The sequence below is a fragment of the Sphingobacterium sp. UBA7249 genome, assembly GCF_002472835.1.
Classification (GTDB): Bacteria; Bacteroidota; Bacteroidia; order Sphingobacteriales; family Sphingobacteriaceae; genus Sphingobacterium; species Sphingobacterium prati.
On the sequence record NZ_DKST01000028.1, the window covers coordinates 306,308 to 332,607 of the forward strand.

The following is a 26,300-nucleotide window of genomic DNA, read 5'->3' on the forward strand; positions in this document are numbered from 1 at the left end:
TAAATAATACTATGAATAGAATTAGCAGATCCTTATTGACGTTATTTTTTTTAACATCGGTAATAGCTTGTAAAAAAGACAATGAGCGTATAGATGAGGAAAAACCAAAGATAGATTTGACAGCAGAAAGTGCTTTTCCTAAGCAATGTAGCCAGATTAAACGGGGCGAATCTTTCAATTTCCAGATGCATTTATCTGATAATGTTGCCTTAGGGAGTTACAGCATTGATGTGCATAATAATTTTGACCATCATTCTCATTCTACAGAAGTTGAAGAATGTACGTTAGACCCAATAAAGAAACCTGTTAAACCATTTTCGATAGTAAAAACTATGGATATACCAGGGCAACCTAAAGACTACGTTGCTCAATTGAAAATTGATGTTCCGCTGGATATTGATCCCGGTAATTACCATTTTATGGTGCAAGTTACCGACCAATCGGGGTGGAGTACCCAACGAGGGATAAGTATTCGAATCACAGAGTAAATTTTGGAAATAATAAATTAATACATTTTTAAACTAAATTCTTTTTAAATGAAAACTACAAAAATTGGTTTTATTGCGCTTTTTACTATGCTCTTCTTCGGATTGTTGTCATCCTGTAAAAAGGATGATGATATTCCAGCATTAGCAAAGCCAGAGATTGGTACGATGGAAATCGGTACTGATAATAGTAAAACTGCCGCTGCAGGCTCGGATTTACACCTTGAGGGAAATATTGTAGCAGAAGCTTTGATCAATAAAATAGATATTGAAATTCATCAAGAAGGTGGTGGAAGTTATAAAATAACTAAAGCATATACAGAAGGGAAATACATTGGGGTGAAAAATGCTACTTTTCATGAACATATTGATATTCCTTCCGTTGCTCCTGCTGGAGAATATCATTTACATTTTACGGTGACTGATAAAGCAGGAAATACTACTACCGTTGAATCGCCTATAACAATAACGGCAGCAGAGGCTAAAGCAGCTTTCAAACTTGTATTCACAGAAGTGAAAGGTGAGGGGCATGGCGACCATTTCCATGACTTAGCGGATAAAGAAGGAGTAGAACCTCTTTCGGTAAATTTCGACGCAAGTGGGGAAGCTATTGGGCATAGTCATTTTCATATCAGTCCTAGCGGAGTTTACAAAGTGGAGTTGAAACAATACGATGCAGCTGGAGTAGAAATTCAGGGGCAATACATAAAAGATAAGGCCACTGCAGATAATTATAAAGTATTCATTACCGGCGGTGCATTTATTTTGAATCCAAATAGTGAGAACTCCACAGGTACGATTTTTCAACCTAAAGAAACAACTTACAGTGATGGAACTGCTATCCCTTCAGGGGCGATTGAAACAACTGGAATAATTTCATATTTTACCGCGGGTGCTGCTAATGCTGGTGAAAAAGATGTCAAATTTGTACTTAGGAAGTTTAATGATAAATCTACTAAAGCCACAATCACTAGGACAGATTGGAATTTAACAAATTATGATGTGAAGTTCCCTGGTGAGGATGTATTTCGTTTATCTTTCGAACTGCATGCTGAGGACGGAGAATAATTAAGCTTTAAAACATAGCCCATAGTTAAGATGGGCTATGTTTATCGCCCTCCAAATTTCGCACTATAATTTTACAGTATTCCTGTAAGCTTTCCCAAAGCTATATGTCAGAATCTCTGAAGCTCCCCAATTTCGTACTTGGTTTGTTTGTGCAAAGATGTCTTCATATCGTTGTACTATCTCCTAAAAACTTTTGTTAATACGATCAGGATTGAAAATTCTGTAGAGGCTCCATCCAAGACACGGACGTTTTCTAACCAATACTTAGCATTTTACATGCAGGGGTACAGTGTAGCCTACAATCTTATATAACAATTTAGAAATCTTCGCTTTACAATTTACTAATATATATATTCTTCTTTTGCTTAGTTTATTTTGAACATTAAATCAATTTATGAAACTAAGACAGTTATTACCTTTTGCGGTGCTTATTCTTTTGGGTGCTTGCGACAAAAACGAGGAGCCAATTAAGAACGAACCAGCGTTGAATGAAGATCCTGCAACGTTTAAAGAAATCGGTACCCTTGATATTGGTGATGTTGGTGCCGCGGAAATCAGTGCCTATGATCCCGTCACAAAACGTTTGTTTGTTGTCAACAACGGAGGATCTAACAAGATTGATGTCATCGATATGTCCGATCCGAGCAAATTGAAGGTGATACATGCTATTCCCACCAACAGTGGTGCCGTAAACAGTGTTTCTGTTAGTAATGGACTATTAGCAGCAGCCGTTGAATCGACCAATAAACAGGCACCAGGAAAAGTGACCGTTTACAATACCGATAGCTACGCCGAAGTAAAGAGCATACAGACTGGTGCGCTACCGGACATGGTAACGTTCAGCCCAGATGGAAACCTTATTCTCACAGCAAATGAAGGCGAGCCCAGTTCCGATTATAGCAATGATCCTATCGGTTCAGTGTCCATTATTAGTGTGAAGGAAAACTATCAAGTCGTCAATGTCGATTTCAGTAGCTTCGAACAACAGCGAGAGGCACTACAGCAGAGAGGACTCCGCATCTTTGGTCCGAAAGCCACCCTCGCGATGGACATCGAACCGGAGTACGTGACCATTTCGCCAGATTCCAAAACAGCATGGGTGACACTGCAGGAAAACAATGCTATTGCAAAAATTGACCTGACAAGCAAAAAAGCAACTGAAATCTTTCCGCTGGGTTTCAAAGATTATAGCTTGCAGAATAATGCTGTCGACCTGTCTGATAAAGACGATGCTGTATCATTTAAGACCTGGCCCGTAAAGAGCATCTATATGCCGGATGCTATTGCAGTTCTGCAAAACGGCGGCAATCCTTACCTGTTCACCGCAAATGAAGGCGATGCACGCGAATACGATGCCATTAAGGAGGCTGTCCGGGTCAAAGATCTTACCTTGGATCCATCTGTTTTCCCAAATGCCGCACAACTCCAGAAAGACAGTCAGATTGGACGCTTAAATGTGACCCGGACGTTGGGTGATAATAACAAGGATGGTTTATATGAGGCACTTTACTCTTTCGGTGCACGATCGTTCAGTGTTTGGAACGGGTTGACCGGCGAACTGGTATACGATAGTAAAAACGAACTTGACACAAAGGTGCAAGCTGCCGGATATTACGAAGATGGGCGTAGCGACGACAAAAGCATCGAACCTGAAGGCATAGCGCTCGGAAAAATTGGGGACAGATATATTGCTTTTATAGGCATGGAACGTGTTGATGCCGTTGCTGTTTATGACGTCACTGATCCGCGTACACCACGTTTTCTGCAGTTACTGAAAACAGGTGACGCGCCGGAGGGAGTGCTATTTGTCTCAGCAGAAAATAGTCCCACTAAGAAAAGCCTACTTATCGTAAGCAGTGAAGAAGATGGCGTAATCAAGGTATATACACCGGATACCATTTAACCAATACTACATCTCCATACTCTTTTAGCATCCCCGGATGAATAAATTCCGGGGATTTTACATTTTCTTTTCGGAGCCAAAAACAGGACAAAGAAGAACTGCATTGGTTAATTGCATGGCTTATCGGCTTTGACAAGAAAACGTTAGCGAGCACTGTTTGCGGAGAAAGGCGATTGAACACTGGTTACTAAGGTCAACTTACTGTAGTTTATTTTCAGAGACCGATCATTGGCTTTTTATGTCTCAACAAAAATAGAAATTACCGATATTAATAGTAATTTTATATGAAATTAACATCTGTTAGGTTAATTTGCATCAATTAAACATACCAAATTCATGATATCAGGGCTGAAACATATTTCCATATCCATGGACGATTTTCGCTTACTACAAGCTGGAGATCAGTCGGTTTTTGGTGTGGTGTTTAACTATTGGCAGCCTATTATCTATTTTAAAGTGAGGCAATTATGTAAGACGGATAGTGACGCTGAGGAAGTCACACAGGAAGTTTTTATCGAATTTTATCTAAAAAGGACTCAACTGTCAAACCCTGAATCCATCTTTCCCTTTCTATTCACCATCGCAAAACGGATGGCCATTTCTAATTTTCGTAAATCCCTAGTTCGGTCCAACTATCTCCAGTCACTAGGCCAGACTTGGGTGGAAAGCAGCTTTTCCCTACAAGAAGAATTAGATGCTAGAGAGCTACAGGTAATTTTAGAATCTATTATTGAACAATTACCACCACAACAACAGGCAATTTATAGGAGGAGTAAGTTTGAAGAACAGTCTTATCAAGAAATAGCTGATGAAGAAGGACTCTCTAAAAATACAGTGCGTAATCACATGAGCCTCGCCTCAAAATTTGTTCGTTTTAAGCTGGATAAAATCCTATCAATATTTTTTTTCTAAGTTATCTACTTTGAATGCGGTATAGATGATGTTATGCTATCCGATAGATCGCTTTCCAAAAAAGCGTTCAATATGATATTAAAAAAAATGTTTTTTCTATTGGTACTTTTTCAAAGCTGATGCGATTATGTTTTTGAAATCGATCCAAAGGAATGAATCAAATTGAATACTACAACCAATTAATACGTAAATATTTTGCTAATCTGGCCAGCGAAGAGGAGCAGGAGGAGATGCGGGGACTAATGAATGATCCGACCTTCCTCCAAGCTTGGGAAAAAATATGGAAGGAGCAATCGTACCCCATACAACCTAAGGAATACCCTGATCTTCAGCGGATGTTGGGAAATATCTTATCTGATCCTAGAATTGCAAAATCGACATCTTCTGAGCAAGTCACTATAGAGAGACCTTTCATTTTCAGTCGAAAATGGTGGCAAATTGCAGCCCTATTCCTCGCGACCTGTGGCGCAGCGTTATGGGGTTATTATACCTATCGCACAAATGATGTGAATACAAACGTGCTTGTATCTGCCTTACCCATAGTCCCCGGTTCGGATAAAGCGATGATTATCCTTGAAAATGGCCAAAAGATTGACCTAAGTTTGATTAAAGGTGATACAGTCATTGATCAAGGCGAATATCTTATTACCAAAGATAGTAAAGGCCAGATCAGTTATAGTCTCAAAGATGAATCCGTACAGACAAATAAAGTCGCTTACAATACCATTATTACACCCAAAGGTGGTGAATATAATTTAGAGATGGCTGATGGGAGTTTGGTACAGCTCAATGCCGGTAGTAAGATTAAATACCCCGTTAGATTTATAGGTGGCACACGATCTGTGGACCTCGAGGGTGAAGCCTATTTTGAAATTGCCAAGATGGAGTCAGGTGGTAAACGAGTACCTTTTGTTGTAACGAGTGGGACTCAGACGCTAGAAGTTTTGGGAACCCATTTTAATATTAAGAATTTTGGTGATCATATCGTTACGACCCTAATCGAAGGTAAGGTCAAGCTCTCTTTCGCTGATGTAGCGTTAAAAGAACAGGTGCTTGTACCTAACGATCAGGTTGTTTTCAATGCAAGTCGTGCTACGGTAAAAAAGGAACAAGTGGATCCTTTCTATAGTCTCGCTTGGAAAAATGGAAATTTCGCTTTTGACAATGCATCCATCCAGAGTGTTATGGACGAAGTGGCACGCTGGTACGACGTCGAAGTAAAATATGAAGATCAGTTGGAAGGGCAGCACTTCTCAGGAACAATCTCCCGTTATGAGAATATAGACAAATTATTGAAAACAATTTCGTTAGCCGGGGGAGTACAGTTTGAACGTAAAGGAAGGAGGATACATGTACTAAAATAATACCAAAGCGATTATTAAGGACATGAATACAATCAGGAGCGCGCCAACGCCCCTGAAAGTTTGTCTTTTTCTCGACGTTGATTGAATCTTAAAACTGTGAAATTTTATCTCAACCGAATGCAATTTAATAAAAAAAATTCGATCGGCCCGACTATGTTATGTCAGGTAAGATCCAAGAAAATACCAATTTCTATGAAATTGTCTTTAGCAATTCCACTTTTATTTGCTGCCAATCTGCAGCTGCATGCATTTTCCTTTGGTCAGACCGTTAATCTGAAGCGAAGCAATGTAAAGGTGAGTTCCGTATTGAAAGAACTTCAAAAGCAAAGTGGCTATAATATTTTTTACAATCAATCATTGATCGCCAAAGATGATCGTATCAGCGTTAGCTATAACAATATTTCTTTTGAAGAGGCACTGAAAGATTTGTTGGGCCAGCTTCAATTATCTTATGTAAAAGAAGATAAGAATATTGTATTGAATAAAAGATTGGATCCTGCGTCAGGTCAAGCTTTTATCGGTCAATCACTACAGCGCTACACGATTAAAGGACGTATCAAAGACGATCAGGGTCGACCTTTAGGTAGTGTCACTGTCAGCGAAAAGGGGACAAAAGAGAAAGTGCTCAGCCAAGGAGACGGTAGCTTCGAAATTCAGGTCAACAGCCGGAATGCCGTACTTGTGTTCACCATGGTGGGATACCAGCCGATAGAAAAGCCATTGGCACAGCAATCGACTGTAGAAATTAGTATGAAACCAGCTGTAAATGCGATGGAAGAAGTCGTTGTCGTCGGCTACGGGGTGCAGAAAAAAGCCAATCTGACTGGTGCTGTATCCCAGGTCAATGCCGAAGATATTGCACTGCGGCCCAGCGCTAATATTGCTGGAACCTTGCAAGGCCTTATGCCAGGTTTGAATATTCAGTTGAACAATGGAGATCCATCCAAAACGCCTGATATCAATGTGCGTGGATTCAACTCCATCAACGAAGGTGGTCCCTTGGTACTGATCGATGGGATTGAAGGCAACATTACTCGGGTCAATCCCAATGATATTGAAAGTGTATCTGTTCTGAAAGACGCCGCTTCAGCAGCCATATATGGAGCACGGGGTGCCTTCGGGGTGATCTTAGTGACGACAAAAAAAGGAAAGGCTGGAACAGTTAAGGTCGATTATGTCAATAACTTTGCCTGGACCACACCGGCATCGCGTACCGATTATATTTCCGATCCTTATATCTATGGAAAGACAGTAGACGCCGCGCTGTATGGATATAATGGAAGTTCCTATACGCGCTACAATGCAATGGATTGGGAAGCTATCAAAATGGTCGCTGCAGGAGAAATTGCTCCTTTCCATGAGAAACAGGCTGATGGAACTTATAAATTTTTTTACAAGACCAATTGGTGGGATTACCTCTTTAAAAAACAACAACCTTCCAATTTTCATAATATTGCCATTTCTGGTGGCAGCGAAAAGCTGAAAGCTTATCTTTCGGGAAGAGTGTTTAAACGTGAGACCATCAATAATATCAATGATGACGCAAATATGGATCGGCAGAATATGAAATCCAATTTGGTATTCACGCCCAATAGCTGGTTGGAGATCTCCAATAATACACAGTTTATCAATGAAAAGGATAAAGAATACGGCGGATATAGCAATGGTCTTGGTGGGTTGTGGAGTACAACCACCTGGTATAACCTAATGCCTTTTTATCCGAATTTCGTTGATGGTATTCCAACAGATATTGGTGTGGGTACAGGCGGGCAGGGAGCTAATGCCGGATTGGAGTCAGGAAAGAGCTGGGAGGTGCGAAATAGTGAAGAGTTTACCAATACCTTCCGTGTTCTCCTAAAACCATTAAAAGGACTGCAGGTAAATTTCGATTATAGCAATCGCATCGAAAACTTCTCGCGAAGTACACGCTTGAACCCTTTCAATTACTATTCTGGAAACAAGCTTAACTATACAACTGCTGGACTCAACCGCTTAACAGAATACCGTTGGAAAGATAAGTATAATGCGATGAACCTTTTTGCGACCTATGAAAAGAATATCGCACAAAAGCATCAGTTCAAATTGCTGGTCGGCTACAATCAAGAATCCTTTGACCGCGATCGTATTGCCGGAGCGATGGACGATCTGCTTATCGAGGATCTATCCAATTTAGCATTGGGCACTTCAATGTACAGCCTTAGCGGAACAGCGGAGAACTGGGCGATTCAAGGTGCTTTTGGCCGATTTAACTATTCTTATGATAATAAATATCTCTTAGAAATCAACTCCCGCTACGACGGTTCGTCACGTTTTCCAAGTGGAAGTCGATGGGGATTTTTTCCATCCGTTTCTTTAGGTTGGCAGCTCGATCGTGAGCAATTTTGGGAGTCAATCAAAAGCAGTATCCCAACTTTAAAATTAAGAGCTTCTTATGGAAAGCTTGGAAACCAAACCGTAGGAGTCAATACATTTAAGGAGTTGATGACGGTGAAGCAACTTGCCTGGTTAAACGGTGGTTCCCGTCTTATTGGAGCGAGTACGCCAGCTCCTTTGCCCAATGTTGTTACTTGGGAGCGAACCAAGAGTATTGATTTTGGCGTTGACCTGGGGCTGCTCCAAAATAAGCTGAACATTAACTTTGACTGGTACCAAAAAGATGTTGAAGGCATGTACCTCCCAGGACAACCTCTTCCAGCTGTATTTGGTGCGAGTGAGCCCCGTGAGAACTACGCTGCGCTGCGCAATACAGGTTTCGAGATTGGGGTTAATTATCAGGACAAGTTTGACCTTGCCGGTTCACCTTTTCGTTTCAATATCGGGGTGAATACCACCAATTTTAAAGGTGTAATTACCAAGTATAACAATCCACAGGGCTTGCTGAGTTCCTACTATGAAGGGCAGGTTTTAGGTCAGATCTGGGGATACCATATTGACGGACAGTTTCAGTCCGATGCCGAAGCATTGACCTATCAAAATAGTTTTAAAGATCCACAATTGTCTCTTTCAAAGGTTTACAACGATATCCTGAGTGTGTCGCAAAACAGCGAGTGGAATATGTTGCGTGGAGGTGATGTGAAATACATCGATCTCAACGGTGATGGTCGTATCGACAAAGGGGACAACACCTTAGCGAGTCATGGCGACATTACGCCCATTGGCAATGCCATGCCGAAGTTTCCATTCGGAATCAATCTAAATGCTTCCTGGAATAATTTTGATCTATCGGCGGCTTTTGCTGGGGTAGCCAAGCAAGACTGGTACCCAACAGGTGATTTATACTGGGGTTCCTACCAGCGTCCCTATCTTTCTTTTGTACGCAAAGACCTGGTGGACAATGCGTGGACTCCAGACAATAAAGCAAACAAGTATCCCCAAATCTATCGTGGGTATTCATCTTTGCAGAGTGGAAGGTCGCTTTACGAGCTGAATGATTATTACTTGACCAATGTTGGTTTTCTACGGATGAAGAATTTTACGTTAGGTTATACTTTACCTCAGAAATGGACGCAGCGTTTTAAAGTTGAAAAATTACGGTTTTACTTTAGCGGTGAAAATCTGCTGACCTGGAATTTTGGTGACCTGACAAAATATATCGATCCAGAGCAAGCGGGGGCAATGATTAATTACAATTCGCCGGCGAGCGCCAACGATCCTGCCGATTCCTCCGAAAGAGGTTTGCTTAGAGATTACCCAATGGGTAAAACCTATTCTTTTGGTTTAATGCTTACGCTTTAATTCATGAAAATCGCAATTACAATGAAACTTACAACTAACACATATAGGTTACTTGGTCTTTTGATCCTGATTTCCTTGGCCGCTTGCCAAAAAGATTATCTGGACCGTCCTTCAGAAGATCAAGTCGAGGCACCTTATTTTTTCAATACAGCAAAAGATTTGGAGGTCGCTACCAATGACTTCTATACCTTTTTGCCTAGTGAGTCCTGGTATACAAATGATGGTAATTCGGACAATATGATTCCCCTTACAGTCGCCGATCGGATCAAGGGAAATCGTACTGTTCCCGTCGGTAGTGGCTCGGGAGGTTGGTCCTGGTCACAACTCCGTAACATAAATTATTTTTTGGCCAATTATCACAAAGTGCCTGATGAAGAGGCACGAAAGAAATATAGTGGTATAGCCCGGTTTTTCAGAGCTCATTTTTATTATGATAAGGTGAAGACGTTTGGTGATGTACCTTGGTATGGAAAAGTGCTGCATGCTAAAGATGAAGATCTTTATAAAGCAAGGGACTCACGACAGCTGGTAATGGATTCCATTATGGCGGATCTCGACTATGCAATCCAACATATACCGGCAGAAAAGCAACTCAATTTGATTACCAGATACACGGCTCTTTTGCTGAAAGCAAGAGTAGCGCTCTTTGAAGGCACATTTAGAAAATACCACAACATTGCAGGACATGAAAAATTTCTAAACGAAGCTATCAGTGCGTCGGCCGAGCTAATGAATTCTGGAGCTTATACCTTGTATACACAAGGCGGAGGGGAACAGGCCTATCGGAATTTGTTTGCGCGAAATAATCAAGATCAGGTCGAGACTATTCTGGCTATTGATTTCGAACTCGGGATGCGCGTTCATGGTTTGGGATACTCCTTTACCTCAGCAACTTCGGGCTCCTATGGTATAGCTAAAGATATGATCAATAGTTATTTGATGAAAGACGGAAGCCGTTTCACTGACAAGTCCGGCTACAAAACCATGGAGTACTATCAGGAAATGCAGAATAGGGATCCTAGACTTACCCAGACAACAGCAGGCCCCGACTTTCGTGCAAATGGTGAGAATGCAAACGAACCAGTTAACTTGACGATCACTACAACAGGATATCGTCTCATCAAAGCCTTGCCCGATAGATTGCAATGGGGTGTTTCTGCTTCCTATTTTGACGTCATTCTATTCCGTTATGCCGAAGCGCTGTTGATTAATGCCGAAGCAAAAGCAGAACTTGGGACAATTGGTCAAAGCGATCTCGATCTTACTATCAATAAACTTCGAGCCCGGGCGGGGATGCCGGCATTGTCGCTAGCTGAGGCTAATGCCAATCCTGACCCTTATCTATTTGCCATGTATCCTAATGTCGATGGGGGAGCATTCAAGGGAGTTATTTTAGAGATACGCCGAGAAAGACGGATCGAGCTGTTCAACGAGGGGCAGCGCTGGGACGACTTGCTGCGTTGGAAAGCAGGACTCAAGCTAAATCAACCAATAGTTGGTGTCTATTTTCCCGGGATCGGATCCTACGATTTTACCGGCGATGGCAAAGCTGATGTATACGTACATACCGGCAATACTTCTGGAGCTCCCAGTACGGTAACCTCATTGATTAATATCAATCAGCGAACGCTTTGGGATCCTATTTCCAATACACAGAACGCCAATAAAGGTTCATTGGACCCATTCTATCAACGCGGCAAGTTTGACGAAAAACGAGATTACTATGCACCGATTCCCGTTGAAGATTTACAGTTGAACCCTAATTTGAAACAAAATCCTGAATGGGAAAAATTATATAAATAACATGAAAAGACTAATTTTTATTTTAATACTCTGTTGTTTGATCCCAGTATCTACATTTTGCCAAAATAAGCAGGCCAATTACGCTGTCGGATACTCACTCGACATCAAGAAAATTGAGCTGGAAAAACTCAAAGCTGATAAACAGATCGGTATGGATTATATCGAGATTGCGGGGCTCGGAAGTTTTGTCAATACAGATCTCACCTTAAAAATATCTGCAGTTGATTGGTTACAGAAATGCGATTCCCTAGCACTTATTCTAAAAGAGGCAGACGTAAAAGTATGGTCTGTGCATATGCCTTTTTCCGCCAAAATAGATATATCAGTATTGGACGAACCTCAGCGGCAGCAAGTGATAAAAATGCATTTACAGCTACTTGAAGGCTTATATCGGCTCCAGCCTCAGGTTATTTTGTTTCATCCTTCCTATTACCTCGAGCCCAATAAACGCAATGCACGTAAGGACCAATTGGTACGTTCGGTAGCGGAATTGTATAAAGCAGTTTCAAAGGCTGGTCTGCAGCTCGTTATTGAGAATATGTTAGGCCCTGCATTGACCGTTGGTGAGCGCGAACGGCCCTTGCTTCGCACAGTGGAAGAATGTCAAGAATTATTTGGACGTTTTCCAGCAGGGGTGGGAATAGCGGTAGATATGAATCATATCGCTCATCCTGAGCAATTGTTGTTGGCCTTCGGATCGCGCGTCAAGACCCTTCATGTCGCTGATGGCGACGGAACAAAAGAGAGCCATTTTCTTCCCTGTAATGGAAAGGGGCAGAACGACTGGAATAAAATACTCGCTACGCTGGAAAAAATACACTATAAAGGCGTATTCATGTTTGAATGTCATTACGATACCACGATGCAACTGATCGAATGCTACCGTCAGTTACAGGAGAATTATAGCATGCAAAAGAAAATGTAGTTTTTAAAAAATAGATTTCAATGAAAAAATCATTATATATTTTCATGGCTTTTTTCCTTGCCTTAGGCATGCAGAGCTGCAAGAAGGATAAAGTCGAAAGCGAACAGCGGTTCCTGGTCAATCAGGATTACGTTGAAGTTGGCAGTAGGGCTGATACCTACCAATTGGACGTACTGTCCAATGCGGAGATTACTGTAAGTACCGACATGGACTGGATCAAACTGGATAGCACAGTTTATTCGAAAGGGAAAAATAAGATCAAGTTCTCTGTTTCGAAAAACTCCGATGATGAGCGTTCTGCAACCCTATTGCTCAAGGTAAACGATAACCTGTCGCAAGAGATTTTAATTTTGCAAGAGTCCGGAAAAGTCCCTGTCTTTTATGTCACACCCAATGGCACAGGCGATGGCAGTTCATGGAGTACCTCTGCGAATCTCGACCTAGCCCTCGAAAAAGCAACGACAGGTAGTACAATCTTTTTGACAGAAGGAACCTACGTTCCCTCCAAGACAATTCGCAATGGCGATGTGAATGAGGAATCTGATAAAACGATAGAAATTTCCAAGAATGTCAGTCTTGTCGGCGGTTATGCATCCAATGCCAAACCTGGCGACCAGCCTGACCCCACGCGATATAAGACTACCTTTGACGGAAAGCTCTCCTCAGGGAAATCCGTTTTTCATACTGTAACTGTTACAGCTACGTTGGATCCCGATAATAAAGTTGTTCTAGAGAATATCAGCATCAAGGGCGGTAATGCTACCGACCGGAGTAGCAGTACAACAATCAATAACGTGAAATTTAGCCGGGGTCAGGGCGGAGGGATGTTAATTGCTGCTGCTAAAGTTTCACTCAAAAATGTAGCGGTGGTTGACAACAAAGCTACTGCAGACAAGGGTACAGCTGGTTTTGCTGCCGGTATATATGCCTTTTCGGGAGCCCAGCTAAGTTTAGAAAAATGTCGCATAAACAACAATATCAATAGTGGGAATAACGGCGGAGGGGTATGGATTGCCGATGGATCATTGATTGCATTCGAAAGTCAGTTTAATAACAACAGTGCAAAAGGTACCGCCGGAGGAGTACATGCTTATCCCAATGCGAATATTACGCTTTATAATTGTGAGGTTATCGGCAATTCAAATACGTCCTATGGAGCTGGAGTCTATCTGCGTGAAGGATCAAAGGGGATTTTTGTCAATTGCCTATTGGCCGAAAATTCGAGTACATCAGCCAATGGCGGCGGCGGACTGATGCTCTATGATAATTGTAAAGCAGACGTGATCAGTACCACCATTACCAAAAATAATAGCGTTGGACCCGGAGGAGGAATCTATCGGCGTAACAATGTAAACAATCTGACCTTAATCAACTCGATTGTTTCTGGTAATACCCAAGCGGGTAGTTCTACCGATGTAGATGCCTATTCAGATAATACATCTATTATTCCGCTGATACAGCATTCCGTGACGGTAAAATCTGTTTATGGTAGCGATGGAGCTCTTATTCCAAAGGTTTCCTTTGAACCTGCAACGATGTTAAATCAAGCCAACGTACCTGTAGGTAACGACAACCCGGCCATGAGTTACGGCTTGGCATCTTCAGCTTTACAGGAGCTTGCCAAAAAATATAATCCAGTCTTGGATGCCCGCATACAATATGATATGAATAATAATCCGCGCTCTTCCGGTTGGATGGGGGCAAAAGTGAAATAGGATGAAACAATTAAGCTGTCTATTTATCATTACCTTTCTTTTATTGGGCAACAGCTGGGGCGCTGAGCACAAAAATATCCTGCTGCTATTGGGGTCCGCTAACCCTGAAGTACTATCGAGGCGGGTGGACGTCGCTACTCAGTTGTACCGAATACGACCAATGGACGCTATTGTTGTCTCCGGTGGTTGTGGTGCTCACGGCTCTAAGATCTGTGAAGCATCTTCGATGGCGCTGCAATTGACGAGTAAAGGAGTCCCAGCAAAGTTGATCTTCAAAGAAGAAAACTCCAAAACCACCGTGCAGAACTATATTTTCAGCAGGCGTCTGAAAAATAACGATGGAGAGCGAATCATTCAACCAGGAGATACCGTGTATGTGGTTTCCGATCACTGGCATGCGATCTCTGTTGCCGCTCGATTGGAGAAATACGATGGAGTGATAGCAAAGTTTTTTATTGAAGGAGCCATTCAGCCCAAAAAAGAAGATCGTCTTGATTATGCGGCTATATTTAACGGTTACACGGATAATCATCTTTTTACTTTAAAAGGAACCTGGTTGACACCTGAGGCCGTATGGACGAAAAAAGATAGCCTATGTTATCTCACTCAGGATATCATCTATACCACGGATATTGCGAATACAACATTTAGTATCACGCCTGTACAGAAGTTATTTCCGTTTTTGAAAAGCAGTTCAGAGTTTAACCCGCCGATATTCATTGACGACAAGGCTGCATGGTATATCTTATTCGAAGGACTTTGCCGTAAAGTTTCAAAAAAGGATTTCAAGGTACTGCAGGAACAGTCTATAAAGGAATGGTTGGTACTGCCTGAACCATTAAATTGGAACAATTTTAATACAGGATACATTCAGGGCAAAACACTTATATTGATCGGAAACGAAAAGATGGCATTGGCAGAGAAAAAAGGGAAGCAGTTTCTATATGTCCAGGAAACTTTGCCACAACATTATTATGTCAACTGGCCGTATAGCTGGGGCAAAGGCAATGTAAGTGCTATAAGGTTGCTTTCAGCGGAAAATAACGTGGTTTTTTATCGTAATATGGAATCTATAACATGTACGATTGATCATAATATAATTGGAAATGCTATTCCATTAAAGTTAAAATGGATCGGCGAAACAAAATAAAAACAGATGACACGAAAATATATATATAGTCTGATCCTGTTTTTTCTTGTCATTTCATGCAAGAAAAATGACGGCGGCACGCAGTTGCCCTATGACTACAGTATTGAACAAAATGACGATCTTACTGACCTCATCAGTACGACAGACTGGAATACGAAGAATGTTGCAGATGGTATAGTTTGGAAATATTATCAATTTCCAAGAATATTTGATTCCAAACAATACATCAATGTATTTGAGATTGATTTGGGAAAAGGTTTAAACATCGAGATCCCCTATGTGAAGAGTGGATTTCTGAAAACAAGCGATGCTGCTACCGCTAAGGGGGCTTCCGTTGCCTTCAACGGAAGCTATTTCAATACAAGTACAGGTGGGTCGACCGTATTTTTCAAATACGACGGTCAGATTATCAACCAAACGGTAAATGGATTTAATAGTTACCGTGAAAACGGCGCGTTTACTTTCACTGGATCAAACTTTCAGATTGTACCCAAACCCGTTGGGGGCTGGGCCGCTGTGAGCTCCACAGCTGCATTAGCCGGAGGCCCCTTATTGATGCAGGATGGTAAAATATTGGAGCAGCTAAATGTTGAATTCAATACCAGCAGACATCCCCGTACGGCCGTAGGACTTACCAAGGATAATAAGCTGATCGTTGCCGTTATCGATGGTAGGTCATCCCAGTCACAAGGGCTTACGATACCTCAGCTGGGAGAACTCATGGCCGCCTTGGGCTGTACTTCCGCCTTAAATTACGACGGTGGCGGGTCGTCCACGGCTTGGGTCAAAGGAGAGGGTATTGTAAACTATCCGTCTGACAATGGAAAATTTGATCATGAGGGCGAACGATCCGTAGCTACTGTATTCACGGTGAAATAAAAAATAATATATTTATGATGTAAATGCCGTCTCGTGAAATATCGAGACGGTTTTAATTAAAGCAAAATGGAAAAAAAGAACATTATTCTTATCTTTCTCTTTCTTACTTGTAGTTCACTTTCTATTTACGCGCAACAAGTTGTGCCGGCCTCCAGATTTGAGATCCAAGGAAGACCTTTTGACAATACACCAAAATTTCATAGAATAGATACGGCAAAGTACATAGAACTTCCGGCCGCGGTGAAGAAATTGTATACCCATGCTGCGGGACTATTTGTAACCTTCAAGAGCAATACCAGCAAATTATCCCTACGATGGAAGACTGTCGATGCGGCGCTGGGTAATAATTCTACTCCGATTATGTCCCGGGGTTTTGATGCATATATAAAGGAAGTTAATGGTTGGCGTTTTGCAGGAGTTGCTCGTCCTGATCTCAAAAATGCGGAAAGCACGGCTACTGTGGTCGAAGATATGGCGAAAACCGAAAAGGAATTTCTTCTTTATTTCCCTTTGTATAAAGAATTATTGGATTTTGATGTAATTATTGATGAGAATGCATCCTTTATCGATACCAAGCAATCTTTTGATAAAACCATTGTTATTTATGGATCCAGCATTGTTCATGGAGCTTCGGCAAGCCGCCCAGGGCTAGCTTATCCGGCTCAGCTGGGGCGTAAGTTGAATGCAAATGTGATTAATATGGGAGTTAGTGGCAATGCCCGCATGGAGCCAGCTGTGGCCGATATGCTAAGTGATATTGGTTCTGTAGATTTGATCATCATGGACTGTGTGCCAAATAGCAGCCCAGAGGAGGTCAAAGAAAGAACGTTTAATTTCGTGAAGCGGCTTCGTAAATCTCATCCCCAGACACCTATATTGATGGTAGAGAGTATTACGCGTCAGCTTGGTAATTATAATTTAAAGTGGAGAGCACGATTGATCGAGCAGAACAAGAATTTTAGCCTACAGTATGAGAGACTGCAGCAGGCGGGATGTAAAAATTTGTATTACATCCCTACAGATCATTTAATAGGTGATGATTCAGAAGGAACCGTGGATGGCACTCATCCGACAGATGTCGGATTTGAAAGGATGCTAAAAATTATTGGCGATAAAGTAGAGGTTATTTTTTAAATTGTATGATAGTGAGGTAATTACTTTTCTTGCAGCTATAAAACCTACATCACCTACAAATTACGATTTGAGCAAGGTTAACGTGCCCCATGCATCTTTATTCAGGCAATTGCATGAAACTGGCGCCAATGACTTTTAATTTGCCATCAACATTTTTCCAAACCCTAAAATACCTGAATTTTCCTTCTAATGGAGTTCCCATTACTTTTCCTTTTGCAGTTATCGTCACAATGGAAAGCGCAGTATCTTCGATTATTCTAATATCATCAATCGCTATTGAAGCATCCTCAATAATCATTGCTTTCGATCTATGTGCATTTAAGTCCAATTCTTTCGTTAGCGTTTGCCCTGTCGGTGTAACGGCAATAAGATCGTCATGCAATAGCTGGTCCAGCGCATCTACATCGCTTGCTAGCTGGGCTAAAAAAAGCTGATTTTCCGCATCGGTTACATGCTCTTTAGTGATTTTGTCCATATCCTGATTCTATAATTTTAATAACATCTATTTATAGGGTGTGTGCACATAAAAAGTTTCGTAAATAAATATAGTAAAAGTTTGATTTAGTATGGCGAATATTAGTATTGAATTACGAAATGATAGATATAGTGTCACTGATGGAATAAAGTCCGGCACGAAAACTTTTGATGTCGGAACGGTGTTATTAAATTATAAAGCGGACAAACAATTATAACAATCATGAACAGCAAGCTATTATTTGATTTCATTGTCAACAAGGAAAACAATACCATTAGCATTACCCGTGAATTTGATGCAGGTATAGAACTGGTCTGGAAGGCATGGACAACCGCGGATTTACTTGACCAATGGTGGGGGCCTGAGCCTTGGAGAGCAGAAACAAAAACATTGGATTTTCGGGAAGGTGGCTTCTGGCTCTATGCAATGGTCAGCCCTGAGGGAGATAAAGGTTGGTCCAGGACTAATTTTATTTCCATTGTAAAAGAGAAATTCTTTTCATCCAAAGGCGGTTTCAGCGATGAAAATGGTGTGTTGAACTTGGAGTTGCCACAAAACTTATGGGAGAATACATTTGTACCAGTAGACCATAAAGTACGGGTAGATATGCTCCTGACCTACGACAGCCTTGCAGACCTTGAAAAGTAGATCGATATGGGCTTCCAAGAAGGTATGACCATTGACTTTCAACAATTGGACAAATTGCTCTCGAAGCTTAAAAAGTAAAAAATTGCCTTATAATAAGTGGGAGATATATGGTGTATTTCGTAGCTTAACGGTAAAATTAGTGTACAAGTTCTGTTGCAATCGTGATACGAGGAGTCTCGGTCGGATTGGCGGAGCAAATCAGCAAATAATCGTATGAAAGCCACAGCGGAACATAACAATAGGATAGCAAACATGACTTTCGCATCTGTCTATCCCCATTATGTGAAAAAGGTAGAAACCAAAGGCAGAACAAAAGAGGAACTGCACCAGGTAATTGAATGGCTGACCGGCTTTGATGAGACTAAGCTGCAAGCATTGATTGAGGAGAAAGTAACCTTTCAAACTTTCTTCGAACGAGCTGATCTTAACCCCAATGCTCATCTCATCACCGGCACGATCTGTGGTTATCGGATAGAGGAAATTGAAAATCCACTTACGCAGAAAGCAAGGTATCTGGATAAGCTGATAGATGAATTGGCCAAAGGCCGAAAAATGGAAAAGATTTTGAGAACCGCTTAAAGCTTTTTCTTTACCTCAAATCATGAAAAATGGAAGTACCGTAGCATTAGGTGAAATAAACGCTACATACAGCCAACACTGAAGGAGCATTGTCATTTTTAATTTCATTTTTTTCTGAACAATCGGGTTCACCAATTGTTAAATACGTAAATAAAGGGCTTTTTCTTTACATAAATTAAATCTAGTGATCCTATCCAAATCGACTTTTAATAAAGGTATTGTAATCCCAAGTTTAGTCTTTATTGTCGGAGTATGTCTTTTATCGGTGTTTCTCCCAACATTGACGGCACGTATATTAGATACGGTCAAGGAATTTATTTTTGTTAACCTCAACTGGGTGTATGTATGGGGAGTGACGCTGTTTGTTATCTTTCTAGTTTATCTGATGTTTAGCAAGTTTGGGAATATCAAGCTAGGTAGCAACGACAGTAAGCCAGAGTACTCGTTTTTCTCCTGGATTTCGATGCTATTTGCAGCAGGAATGGGTATTGGTTTGATGTATTTTAGTGTAGCCGAGCCTATGCAGCATTATTCGACCGATGTTTTTTCCGCAAATCACTATATTAATCGTGCTAAAAATGCACAGCTGTATACCTTCTTTCATTGGGGGATCCACGCCTGGGCTATTTATGGCGTGGTAGGATTGGCATTATCGTACTTTGCCTACCGCTACCGACTGCCGCTTTCACTCCGTAGCTGCTTTTATCCGCTCTTAAAAAACAAAATCAATGGAAAGATGGGCAATGCCATTGATGTATTTGCGCTGTGCAGCACCTTTTTTGGTATTACCACGACCTTAGGATTTGGCGTGGTACAGGTGAATGCAGGCTTACAGACATTAGGAATTGTACCCGAGAGCAGTTTTACCTATCAGATCATTATTGTGGTGATATTGACCTTGCTCTCGATTATATCAGCAACTTCAGGGGTAGATAAGGGCGTGAAGTTATTGAGTAGCATCAATATTATTACGGTAGTGGTGCTTTTGTTGTTTGTGCTATTTCTCGGTCCCACGGTTTACCTTATCGGTAGTTTTACAGAAGGGGTTGGGAACTATATCAATAATTTTTTTAGCCTGACATTTGACACGCATGTCTATAATGAGGCTACGTTACCCTGGTTTTACAACTGGACGATCCTCTATTGGGCTTGGTGGATATCCTGGTCACCCTATGTAGGGCTTTTTATTGCCAAAATTTCAAAGGGGCGTACTATTCGTGAATTTGTAGCAGCAGTGCTGGTTATCCCGACTTTATTTAATTTCATATGGATGTCTGTTTTTGGGAATAGCGCAATTTGGTTTGACATCAACGTTGCAAAGGGAGCTTTGAGCGCGTTAGCCGACAATCCGGATGCACTGATGTTTGAATTTATGGATTATATGCCATTCTCTGATCTGGTTAGTTACCTGGTTATTCTTATTATCGTCATATTTTTTGTAACATCGGCAGATTCCGGAATATTTGTGATGGACAGTATCGCGACTAAGAACTCTACCAAATCGCCCAAATGGCAGATGGTTTTTTGGGGAGCGCTGCTGGCTATCCTCGCCCTGATGCTATTAAATACCGGGGGCCTGCAGGCCTTGCAGACCATGACACTTATTACAGCATTGCCCTTTTCTATTATTATGCTACTTTTCTGCGTCAGCTTGGTGAAAGCCCTAATTATTGACCGCAGCTATTATGAGCGGGATTTTTCGGTAAGCACTGTCCCTTGGTCGGGAGAATTTTGGAAAGACCGGTTAAAACAAATCGTTTCATTTAAAAGTAGTGCTTCTGTTGACCAATTTATCGATACTACGGTAAAGATGGCGTTCGAAGAACTCAGGGATGAATTTAAACAGAATGGGATTGAAGCCAAAATTCAGTGGCTGGACGGCCCCAAAAGGATGGAAATTGAAATCCGCTATGATGTGGTCAACAACTTCATATATGGTGTCAAAAACCAAGTCAAACTGGTATCCGATTATGTCATGGAAGAGGATAACCTACCCGATCTTGAAGACAAGAAAACGTATTTTCCGAAATCTTATTTTGGTGATGCCCGTGAGGGATATGATGTGCAGTACTTTACCAAAAATGAGCTCATTAGCGATGTGCTCAAACATTATGAACGCTTTTTGGAGATTATTTCGGAAGAGAAAAATGAAATGTTTATCAGCAGCAATGCCAATAAGAAAATGAGCTGAACTATGTCAGGTGTTTTAGCTTATCCCTAGGAAGAGTAATCCGATATATAAAACAATAAAACTAAATAGATGAAGGTGAATATAAAAAATGAACTCTTTGCGCTTATTACAGTTCTTTTCTTACAACCAGCCTTTGCGCAATCATTAAAAGCTTCTAAGCAAAGACCAAATATTGTTTATATCATGAGCGATGATCATGCATATCAAGCTGTCAGCGCGTATGGATATGGGTTGAATTGGACACCAAATATTGATCGTCTTGCAAAAGAAGGTGTTCTTTTTACAAGAGCGTCGGTCACGAATTCCCTCTGTGCACCCAGCCGGGCGGTACTTTTAACAGGTAAACATAGTTTTATCAATGGCAAAGTAGATAATGAAGCACGCTTTGATTGGAACCAGGACAATTTTGCCAAAGAGCTTCAGCAACATGGATATCAAACAGCATTAATTGGTAAAATACATATGGATGGTCTTCCACAAGGATTTGATCATTCCGCGGTGCTCATAGATCAAGGAGAATATTATAATCCTAATTTTATCATCAATGGCACTAAGCAACAGCTTCATGGCTACGTGACTGATCTGACAGCTGACATGGCAATTGATTGGATCAAAAACCGCGACCAGAGCAAGCCCTTTTGCCTACTCTTTCACCAAAAAGCCCCACATCGTGAATGGTTGCCGGCTCTCAGACACCTAGAGGAGTATACGAAAATGAACTTTCCGGAGCCCAAGACATTGTTTGACGATTTTAAAAATAGAGGTACTGCAGCTAAAACCGCAGAAATGAATATTCTGAAAAATATGAACTGGGCTGGTGACAATAAAGTACCCCCCGCAATGATGGACGAATTGGGACTGAAAGGATTTATGAGCTGGGACAAAACTGCTTATAATAACATGCTAGGAAGGATGACCACAGAGGAGCGCGAAGCTTGGGATAAGGTGTATAATCCTATTATGGAAGATTTCAAAAGGAAATATCCATCCATGAACCAACAGGAACTTATGCGTTGGCGCTACCAACGCTATATGCAGGATTACCTGGGAACAGTCGCTGCGGTTGACGAAGGGGTAGGGCGTATGCTCGATTTTTTAAAAGAAAATGGACTGGACGAAAACACCATAGTGGTTTATACATCCGATCAGGGATTTTATTTAGGCGAACACGGCTGGTTTGATAAAAGATTCATGTATGAAGAATCTTTGCGCACGCCACTACTGTTACGTTATCCAGCTGAAATAGAAGGCGGAAAAAAATCTGATGCCCTTGTTCAGAACCTTGACTTCGCCCCCACATTGCTTGATTATGCAAATGTAGCTATCCCAGCAGACATGCAAGGTAAGTCGTTCAGAAAACTGGCCAGCGGCAAAGACGAAAACTGGCGCGATGCAGTCTATTACACCTATTATGAATATCCTGGTATTCATGCAGTAAAAAGGCATTATGGCGTTCGAACCGATCGATACAAGCTTATCCACTTTTATTACGATGTGGATGAATGGGAACTTTACGATCTAGAAACAGATCCCCAAGAACTGAATAATGTGTATCATGACCCCAAGTATAAAACTGTACGAGCGACAATGCATAAAAAGCTCGAACAGCTTAGAAAAGAGTATAAAGATTCGACAGTAAATGATAAGTCCTTTCTTCCAAAGAAGCCAAAAGTATAATTGATCCTTTCTTTTTGCTCTTATCCAAATAGAATCTAAGATTTGCGTAATAACCCCAGTCAAAAAGCGTAGAAAGTCTGAAACGATATTATTTTTAGTCCTGTTCTTTTATATTATAGTAATAATTAAATACAGCATGAAAAATAAATACATAAACAGATCCGAAGTCGATAAGCTAAAAATGATGGTCGCCGATATTGATGTAGGAATGATGTGCACGTTTTCAGAAAATGAACAATTTCCAAATGTGGTATCCTTAAAAAGACAAGAGTTGGATGACGATGGTGATATTTGGCATCTGATTTCTTCTGAAAGTACCTCCTTTAAGAACTTGCAGACAAATGATAATGTAACCCTCATCTATACCAGACCAGGGGACCTTCAGTTTATTCGTATCGTTGGCAACGGTATGGTCAGCGACAGCAAAACCCGAATTCAGAAATATCGAAATCATATAGACACAAAATTGTTTGAAAAAGGTGCTGATGATCCTAAAATTAGAGTATTAAGATTAAGAGTGACAGCTACCCAATATTGGAAATCCGATTCCGGGAGTCTTATCACAATTTTAAAAGTGCTAGGCAGAGCAATTTCCGGACGAGATACAGATTTTATTTAGCCAGGGTTGAGCGAAAAGTTAAGTATTTTACACATGCTCATCGAAAATCCAGCTTGAGTGGCTCTTCTGTGATGCACAAGATCCGAATACTATTTAAATGCATAAAAATGAAAAATAAACTAAATTATAAGTTTTATATCCTTCTTGTTTTATTTCTGTTTTCTGCGCAGTTTTTAACCGCACAAGTTAATCGTTCCGATTACGATTATGCCATGAAAAAATTTCAAGAATTATTTAATGAGAAAAAACCAGATGATATTTATGAACAATCATCTACCATCTATAAGTCTAAATGATATAGGTTTTTCAATATTTGAACTTTAATTCTCCATTGTTTTGCGATCATTCCAGACAGTGCTACATTAAGCAGGTTGGTTTCATTCGCATAAACGAATTCCATCGGATTCGATGGAAATAAAATCAGGATTATTAAATTGTTCCTCTAGGTCAATAAATTCAATATATGATGTTCTAGCTAGGGGGCCAAATGTTTCAGGTTAGGGTATAAAATGATTAGTTATGATGTGAGAATTTATAAAATCAGTATTTTAACCCACAGTTTTGAAACAATAACCAATGAAACGTCTTTTAATACTATTTCTATTTTTGAGGCTATTGCCAGTTATGGACAGGCGTTTAAATTGAATAAGGCATTCAATTAATTTTTTTATGATAAAGAAACCAAAGAAAAAATGGCAGATCACTTTATTATTGATGATCTGTTCTTCCTCTATTAGCATCGCACAGCAATCCATACAATTGAGTGGCAAAGGCCAGGGAAAGCGTTTTGACGGTATCGGAGTAGTCAATGGTGGCGGAGCAACATCCGTTTTGCTCAAAGACTATTCCGAGAAGCAGCGCAGCGAAATTTTTGATATGGTCTATAAGCCTATGTTTGGTGGTTCAGTCAGTTCGCTGCTGGTCGAGATTCCAGGTGACGGTAACTCGACGCAAGGCTCTATGCCCAGCCATAGTCATTATCGTGGAGACTTCAATTACCAGCGCGGCTATATGTGGTGGATCATGCAGGAGGCCAAAAGGCGCAATCCGCAGCTGGCGCTCGACGGAACCGCTTGGAGCGCCCCGGCATGGGTGGGTAATTTTTGGTCTCAGGATATGGTAGACTATTATGTCTCTTGGCTGCAGGGGCTGCGCCAAGTCCATGGTCTGGAATTAGATGCAATTGGATGCCATAACGAGAAAGGCGTCAGCTATGACTTTGCCAAAATGCTCCGAAGGACCATGAATGAAAATGGCTTCCGGAATGTTAAACTGCATGGTTTCGACAACTGGGGCGAATCGAAAATGGAATTCCTAAAGGATATGCAGAAGGACAAGGAACTGCGAGACGCACTTGATGTGGTCAGCGCACATACCTTTAGTGAGATTCAGTTGACCAAAGAACAGCGGGCAATGGCCGAAGCAATGGGCAAACCGATATGGAATAGTGAGGATCACGTCTATCGCAAAGGTTTCGATGCGCTGATTACTATTGTAAAGTGTTTCAACGAGAATTATATTATCAGCGGCGCTACCAGAGTCATCAACTGGTATGATATAGCAGGGGTATACCCGCTGGAACCATACAGTGAAACCCCCGCCATGGTGCTGGCCCGTGAGCCCTGGAGTGGCAACTATAAGGTGCGTGAAGCGCTTTGGGGCTATGCCCACTATGGGCAGTTTACTCAGATCGGCTGGCAGTATCTCAATGATGGCTGTGCCTATCTCAAAGATGGCGGGAGCATGGCTACGTTGAAAAATCCAAAGACTGGCGACTATAGTATTATCTTTGAAACAAAAGATGCCAAGAAGGCGCAGACCGTGACGGTTAAGCTTTCGAAGGGCTTGTCAACCGATAAACTTTGTGTATGGTACAGCAATCCGCAGGAGCAATTCGTTCGCATGGCTGACATCACACCTAAAAATGGCAGTTATAGCATCACGCTTCAGCCCAATACAGTCTATTCTATCTCCACAACAAAGGGGCAGCAGAAGGGGACATTTGCAAATATCCCACAGTCAAAACCCTTCCCAATTCCTTACGAAGACAACTTCGACGGCTATGCACATCCCGAACAGTGGGGTTACCTTCCACATTATACAGCTGACCTGATCGGCAGCTTTGAACTCACCGAACGTCCAGACCACAAAGGACAATGTATTCGCCAGGTGGTGGGCGAGCATACGCTTAGCTGGGCACCGGAATGGCATCATTATACTATTCTTGGCGATTCGGCCTGGATTGACTATGAAATCAGTGCCGACGTCTATCTAAATCCGCAAGACGAGGCAGCCGTAATGGGGCGCTTGAGTGATGTCGGTTCGGGCTATGGCATTTGGGCTAAAGGCTATTACCTCAAATTAGATGACAAAGGTAACTGTACGTTGGTTCTTTCCAGAGGAAAACCCGATCCGAAAGAACTCATTGGTGATGCCGAGCAGCAAGCCCTGATCCTGGCCCGTACCGATAAAGAGGTGGGCGGAGAGTACACATTGGCCAGTGCCAAAATAGAAGGAATCAACGCTTGTCAGTGGCATTCGTTGACACTGCGATTTGTAGGTGACGAACTGACAGGCTTTGTCGATGGGAGGGAAGTAGTGAAAGCTACATCGGCTCACTATCCCCATGGCATGGCTGGACTGATGGCATCCTTACAGCAGAATCGTGTCAGCACTCCTTATTTTGATAATCTCAAGATTCATCCCATTGGGCGGACCAAGGCTATAGCGAAACAAAACGCGCCAGCTTTAAGCCCCATATACCTTTTACAACCATGATGCAGTTGATCATAGAAAGAAAAGGTAGCTATGTGTTTAGTATAACTGGTGTATAGTGAGTAAAATATGCAGGGTAAAGGCAACGATTGGCATCGTGAATCAAAATGCACGATGCCAACGCATAATTGGTGCTTTAATTGATGACAGGTATGTTTTTAATACAAGGGTTACAAATTCGCAAGCTAATTTTGTTTCAGACATTAATCAACTTACTGGTATTGTTATGTTCCGTTTTCCGAATATTATAACTTTTCTGCCTA

At 41.4% G+C, this 26,300-nt stretch carries 20 protein-coding genes; 19 read left to right on the forward strand and 1 reads right to left on the reverse strand.

Going from position 1 to position 26,300, the window contains the following annotated elements; genetic code table 11:
* The first annotated feature begins 11 nt into the window (after positions 1-11).
* From B4A24_RS20755 to B4A24_RS20810, 12 genes are all read left to right on the forward strand, one after another.
* The gene (locus B4A24_RS20755) at positions 12-488 is read left to right on the forward strand and encodes a DUF4625 domain-containing protein (RefSeq protein ID WP_293946877.1); all 477 of its coding nucleotides are present in this window, start codon (positions 12-14) and stop codon (positions 486-488) included.
* Positions 489-536: 48 nt separating this feature from the next.
* Positions 537-1,553: a DUF4625 domain-containing protein gene (locus B4A24_RS20760; protein WP_293946878.1), complete on the forward strand. Its 1,017-nt coding sequence runs from the start codon at positions 537-539 to the stop codon at positions 1,551-1,553.
* Between the two features lie 394 nt (positions 1,554-1,947).
* Positions 1,948-3,456 carry a choice-of-anchor I family protein gene (locus tag B4A24_RS20765; RefSeq protein ID WP_293946879.1) on the forward strand — a complete coding sequence of 503 codons (1,509 nt, stop codon included), beginning with the start codon at positions 1,948-1,950 and terminating at the stop codon, positions 3,454-3,456.
* Positions 3,457-3,792: 336 nt separating this feature from the next.
* Positions 3,793-4,368 carry an RNA polymerase sigma factor gene (locus tag B4A24_RS20770; RefSeq protein WP_293946880.1) on the forward strand — a complete coding sequence of 192 codons (576 nt, stop codon included), beginning with the start codon at positions 3,793-3,795 and terminating at the stop codon, positions 4,366-4,368.
* A gap of 152 nt (positions 4,369-4,520) precedes the next feature.
* Positions 4,521-5,732: a FecR family protein gene (locus B4A24_RS20775; protein WP_293946881.1), complete on the forward strand. Its 1,212-nt coding sequence runs from the start codon at positions 4,521-4,523 to the stop codon at positions 5,730-5,732.
* Between the two features lie 192 nt (positions 5,733-5,924).
* The gene (locus B4A24_RS20780; protein ID WP_293946882.1) at positions 5,925-9,467 is read left to right on the forward strand and encodes a TonB-dependent receptor; all 3,543 of its coding nucleotides are present in this window, start codon (positions 5,925-5,927) and stop codon (positions 9,465-9,467) included.
* 21 nt (positions 9,468-9,488) lie between these two features.
* A complete protein-coding gene (locus tag B4A24_RS20785; RefSeq protein ID WP_293946883.1) occupies positions 9,489-11,270 on the forward strand; it encodes a RagB/SusD family nutrient uptake outer membrane protein in 1,782 nt (593 codons plus the stop codon).
* Position 11,271: 1 nt separating this feature from the next.
* Positions 11,272-12,195: a sugar phosphate isomerase/epimerase family protein gene (locus tag B4A24_RS20790; protein WP_293946884.1), complete on the forward strand. Its 924-nt coding sequence runs from the start codon at positions 11,272-11,274 to the stop codon at positions 12,193-12,195.
* Between the two features lie 20 nt (positions 12,196-12,215).
* On the forward strand, positions 12,216-13,910 hold the full coding sequence (locus tag B4A24_RS20795) for a right-handed parallel beta-helix repeat-containing protein (RefSeq protein ID WP_293946885.1): 1,695 nt from the start codon (positions 12,216-12,218) through the stop codon (positions 13,908-13,910).
* A gap of 1 nt (position 13,911) precedes the next feature.
* Positions 13,912-15,060, forward strand: coding sequence for a YdcF family protein (locus B4A24_RS20800; RefSeq protein WP_293946886.1), 1,149 nt, complete (start codon positions 13,912-13,914; stop codon positions 15,058-15,060).
* A gap of 6 nt (positions 15,061-15,066) precedes the next feature.
* Positions 15,067-15,939: a phosphodiester glycosidase family protein gene (locus B4A24_RS20805; RefSeq protein WP_293946887.1), complete on the forward strand. Its 873-nt coding sequence runs from the start codon at positions 15,067-15,069 to the stop codon at positions 15,937-15,939.
* A gap of 66 nt (positions 15,940-16,005) precedes the next feature.
* Entirely contained in the window at positions 16,006-17,073 is a 1,068-nt protein-coding gene (locus B4A24_RS20810; protein ID WP_293946888.1) for an SGNH/GDSL hydrolase family protein, read from the forward strand.
* 97 nt (positions 17,074-17,170) lie between these two features.
* Here B4A24_RS20810 and B4A24_RS20815 read toward each other — a convergent pair whose 3' ends face one another.
* Complete coding sequence (locus B4A24_RS20815) at positions 17,171-17,548, reverse strand: nuclear transport factor 2 family protein (protein ID WP_293946889.1); 378 nt, start codon at positions 17,546-17,548, stop codon at positions 17,171-17,173.
* A 222-nt stretch (positions 17,549-17,770) separates the two neighbouring features.
* On the opposite strand from B4A24_RS20815, the gene B4A24_RS20820 reads away from it, so the two are divergent.
* From B4A24_RS20820 to B4A24_RS20850, 7 genes are all read left to right on the forward strand, one after another.
* Positions 17,771-18,196 (forward strand): SRPBCC family protein, encoded by a 426-nt coding sequence (locus tag B4A24_RS20820; RefSeq protein WP_293946890.1) that lies wholly within the window; start codon positions 17,771-17,773, stop codon positions 18,194-18,196.
* Between the two features lie 213 nt (positions 18,197-18,409).
* Positions 18,410-18,775, forward strand: coding sequence for a DUF2200 domain-containing protein (locus B4A24_RS20825; RefSeq protein ID WP_172392863.1), 366 nt, complete (start codon positions 18,410-18,412; stop codon positions 18,773-18,775).
* A 184-nt stretch (positions 18,776-18,959) separates the two neighbouring features.
* Positions 18,960-20,966 (forward strand): BCCT family transporter, encoded by a 2,007-nt coding sequence (locus tag B4A24_RS20830; RefSeq protein ID WP_293946891.1) that lies wholly within the window; start codon positions 18,960-18,962, stop codon positions 20,964-20,966.
* A gap of 69 nt (positions 20,967-21,035) precedes the next feature.
* Complete coding sequence (locus B4A24_RS20835; protein ID WP_293946892.1) at positions 21,036-22,643, forward strand: sulfatase family protein; 1,608 nt, start codon at positions 21,036-21,038, stop codon at positions 22,641-22,643.
* A gap of 136 nt (positions 22,644-22,779) precedes the next feature.
* Positions 22,780-23,262: a pyridoxamine 5'-phosphate oxidase family protein gene (locus B4A24_RS20840; protein ID WP_293946893.1), complete on the forward strand. Its 483-nt coding sequence runs from the start codon at positions 22,780-22,782 to the stop codon at positions 23,260-23,262.
* 107 nt (positions 23,263-23,369) lie between these two features.
* The gene (locus tag B4A24_RS20845; RefSeq protein WP_293946894.1) at positions 23,370-23,558 is read left to right on the forward strand and encodes a hypothetical protein; all 189 of its coding nucleotides are present in this window, start codon (positions 23,370-23,372) and stop codon (positions 23,556-23,558) included.
* Positions 23,559-23,931: 373 nt separating this feature from the next.
* Positions 23,932-26,040: a hypothetical protein gene (locus B4A24_RS20850; protein ID WP_293946895.1), complete on the forward strand. Its 2,109-nt coding sequence runs from the start codon at positions 23,932-23,934 to the stop codon at positions 26,038-26,040.
* Positions 26,041-26,300 lie beyond the last annotated feature (260 nt).

Bases quoted from the DNA above. Each gene is read 5' to 3' on its own strand.
- B4A24_RS20755 (WP_293946877.1), top strand. From the start codon at position 12: ATGAATAGAATTAGCAGATCCTTATTGACGTTATTTTTTTTAACATCG.
- B4A24_RS20760 (WP_293946878.1), top strand. From the start codon at position 537: ATGAAAACTACAAAAATTGGTTTTATTGCGCTTTTTACTATGCTCTTC.
- B4A24_RS20765 (WP_293946879.1), top strand. From the start codon at position 1,948: ATGAAACTAAGACAGTTATTACCTTTTGCGGTGCTTATTCTTTTGGGT.
- B4A24_RS20770 (WP_293946880.1), top strand. From the start codon at position 3,793: ATGATATCAGGGCTGAAACATATTTCCATATCCATGGACGATTTTCGC.
- B4A24_RS20775 (WP_293946881.1), top strand. From the start codon at position 4,521: ATGAATCAAATTGAATACTACAACCAATTAATACGTAAATATTTTGCT.
- B4A24_RS20780 (WP_293946882.1), top strand. From the start codon at position 5,925: ATGAAATTGTCTTTAGCAATTCCACTTTTATTTGCTGCCAATCTGCAG.
- B4A24_RS20785 (WP_293946883.1), top strand. From the start codon at position 9,489: ATGAAACTTACAACTAACACATATAGGTTACTTGGTCTTTTGATCCTG.
- B4A24_RS20790 (WP_293946884.1), top strand. From the start codon at position 11,272: ATGAAAAGACTAATTTTTATTTTAATACTCTGTTGTTTGATCCCAGTA.
- B4A24_RS20795 (WP_293946885.1), top strand. From the start codon at position 12,216: ATGAAAAAATCATTATATATTTTCATGGCTTTTTTCCTTGCCTTAGGC.
- B4A24_RS20800 (WP_293946886.1), top strand. From the start codon at position 13,912: ATGAAACAATTAAGCTGTCTATTTATCATTACCTTTCTTTTATTGGGC.
- B4A24_RS20805 (WP_293946887.1), top strand. From the start codon at position 15,067: ATGACACGAAAATATATATATAGTCTGATCCTGTTTTTTCTTGTCATT.
- B4A24_RS20810 (WP_293946888.1), top strand. From the start codon at position 16,006: ATGGAAAAAAAGAACATTATTCTTATCTTTCTCTTTCTTACTTGTAGT.
- B4A24_RS20815 (WP_293946889.1), bottom strand. From the start codon at position 17,548: ATGGACAAAATCACTAAAGAGCATGTAACCGATGCGGAAAATCAGCTT.
- B4A24_RS20820 (WP_293946890.1), top strand. From the start codon at position 17,771: ATGAACAGCAAGCTATTATTTGATTTCATTGTCAACAAGGAAAACAAT.
- B4A24_RS20825 (WP_172392863.1), top strand. From the start codon at position 18,410: ATGAAAGCCACAGCGGAACATAACAATAGGATAGCAAACATGACTTTC.
- B4A24_RS20835 (WP_293946892.1), top strand. From the start codon at position 21,036: ATGAAGGTGAATATAAAAAATGAACTCTTTGCGCTTATTACAGTTCTT.
- B4A24_RS20840 (WP_293946893.1), top strand. From the start codon at position 22,780: ATGAAAAATAAATACATAAACAGATCCGAAGTCGATAAGCTAAAAATG.
- B4A24_RS20845 (WP_293946894.1), top strand. From the start codon at position 23,370: ATGAAAAATAAACTAAATTATAAGTTTTATATCCTTCTTGTTTTATTT.
- B4A24_RS20850 (WP_293946895.1), top strand. From the start codon at position 23,932: ATGATAAAGAAACCAAAGAAAAAATGGCAGATCACTTTATTATTGATG.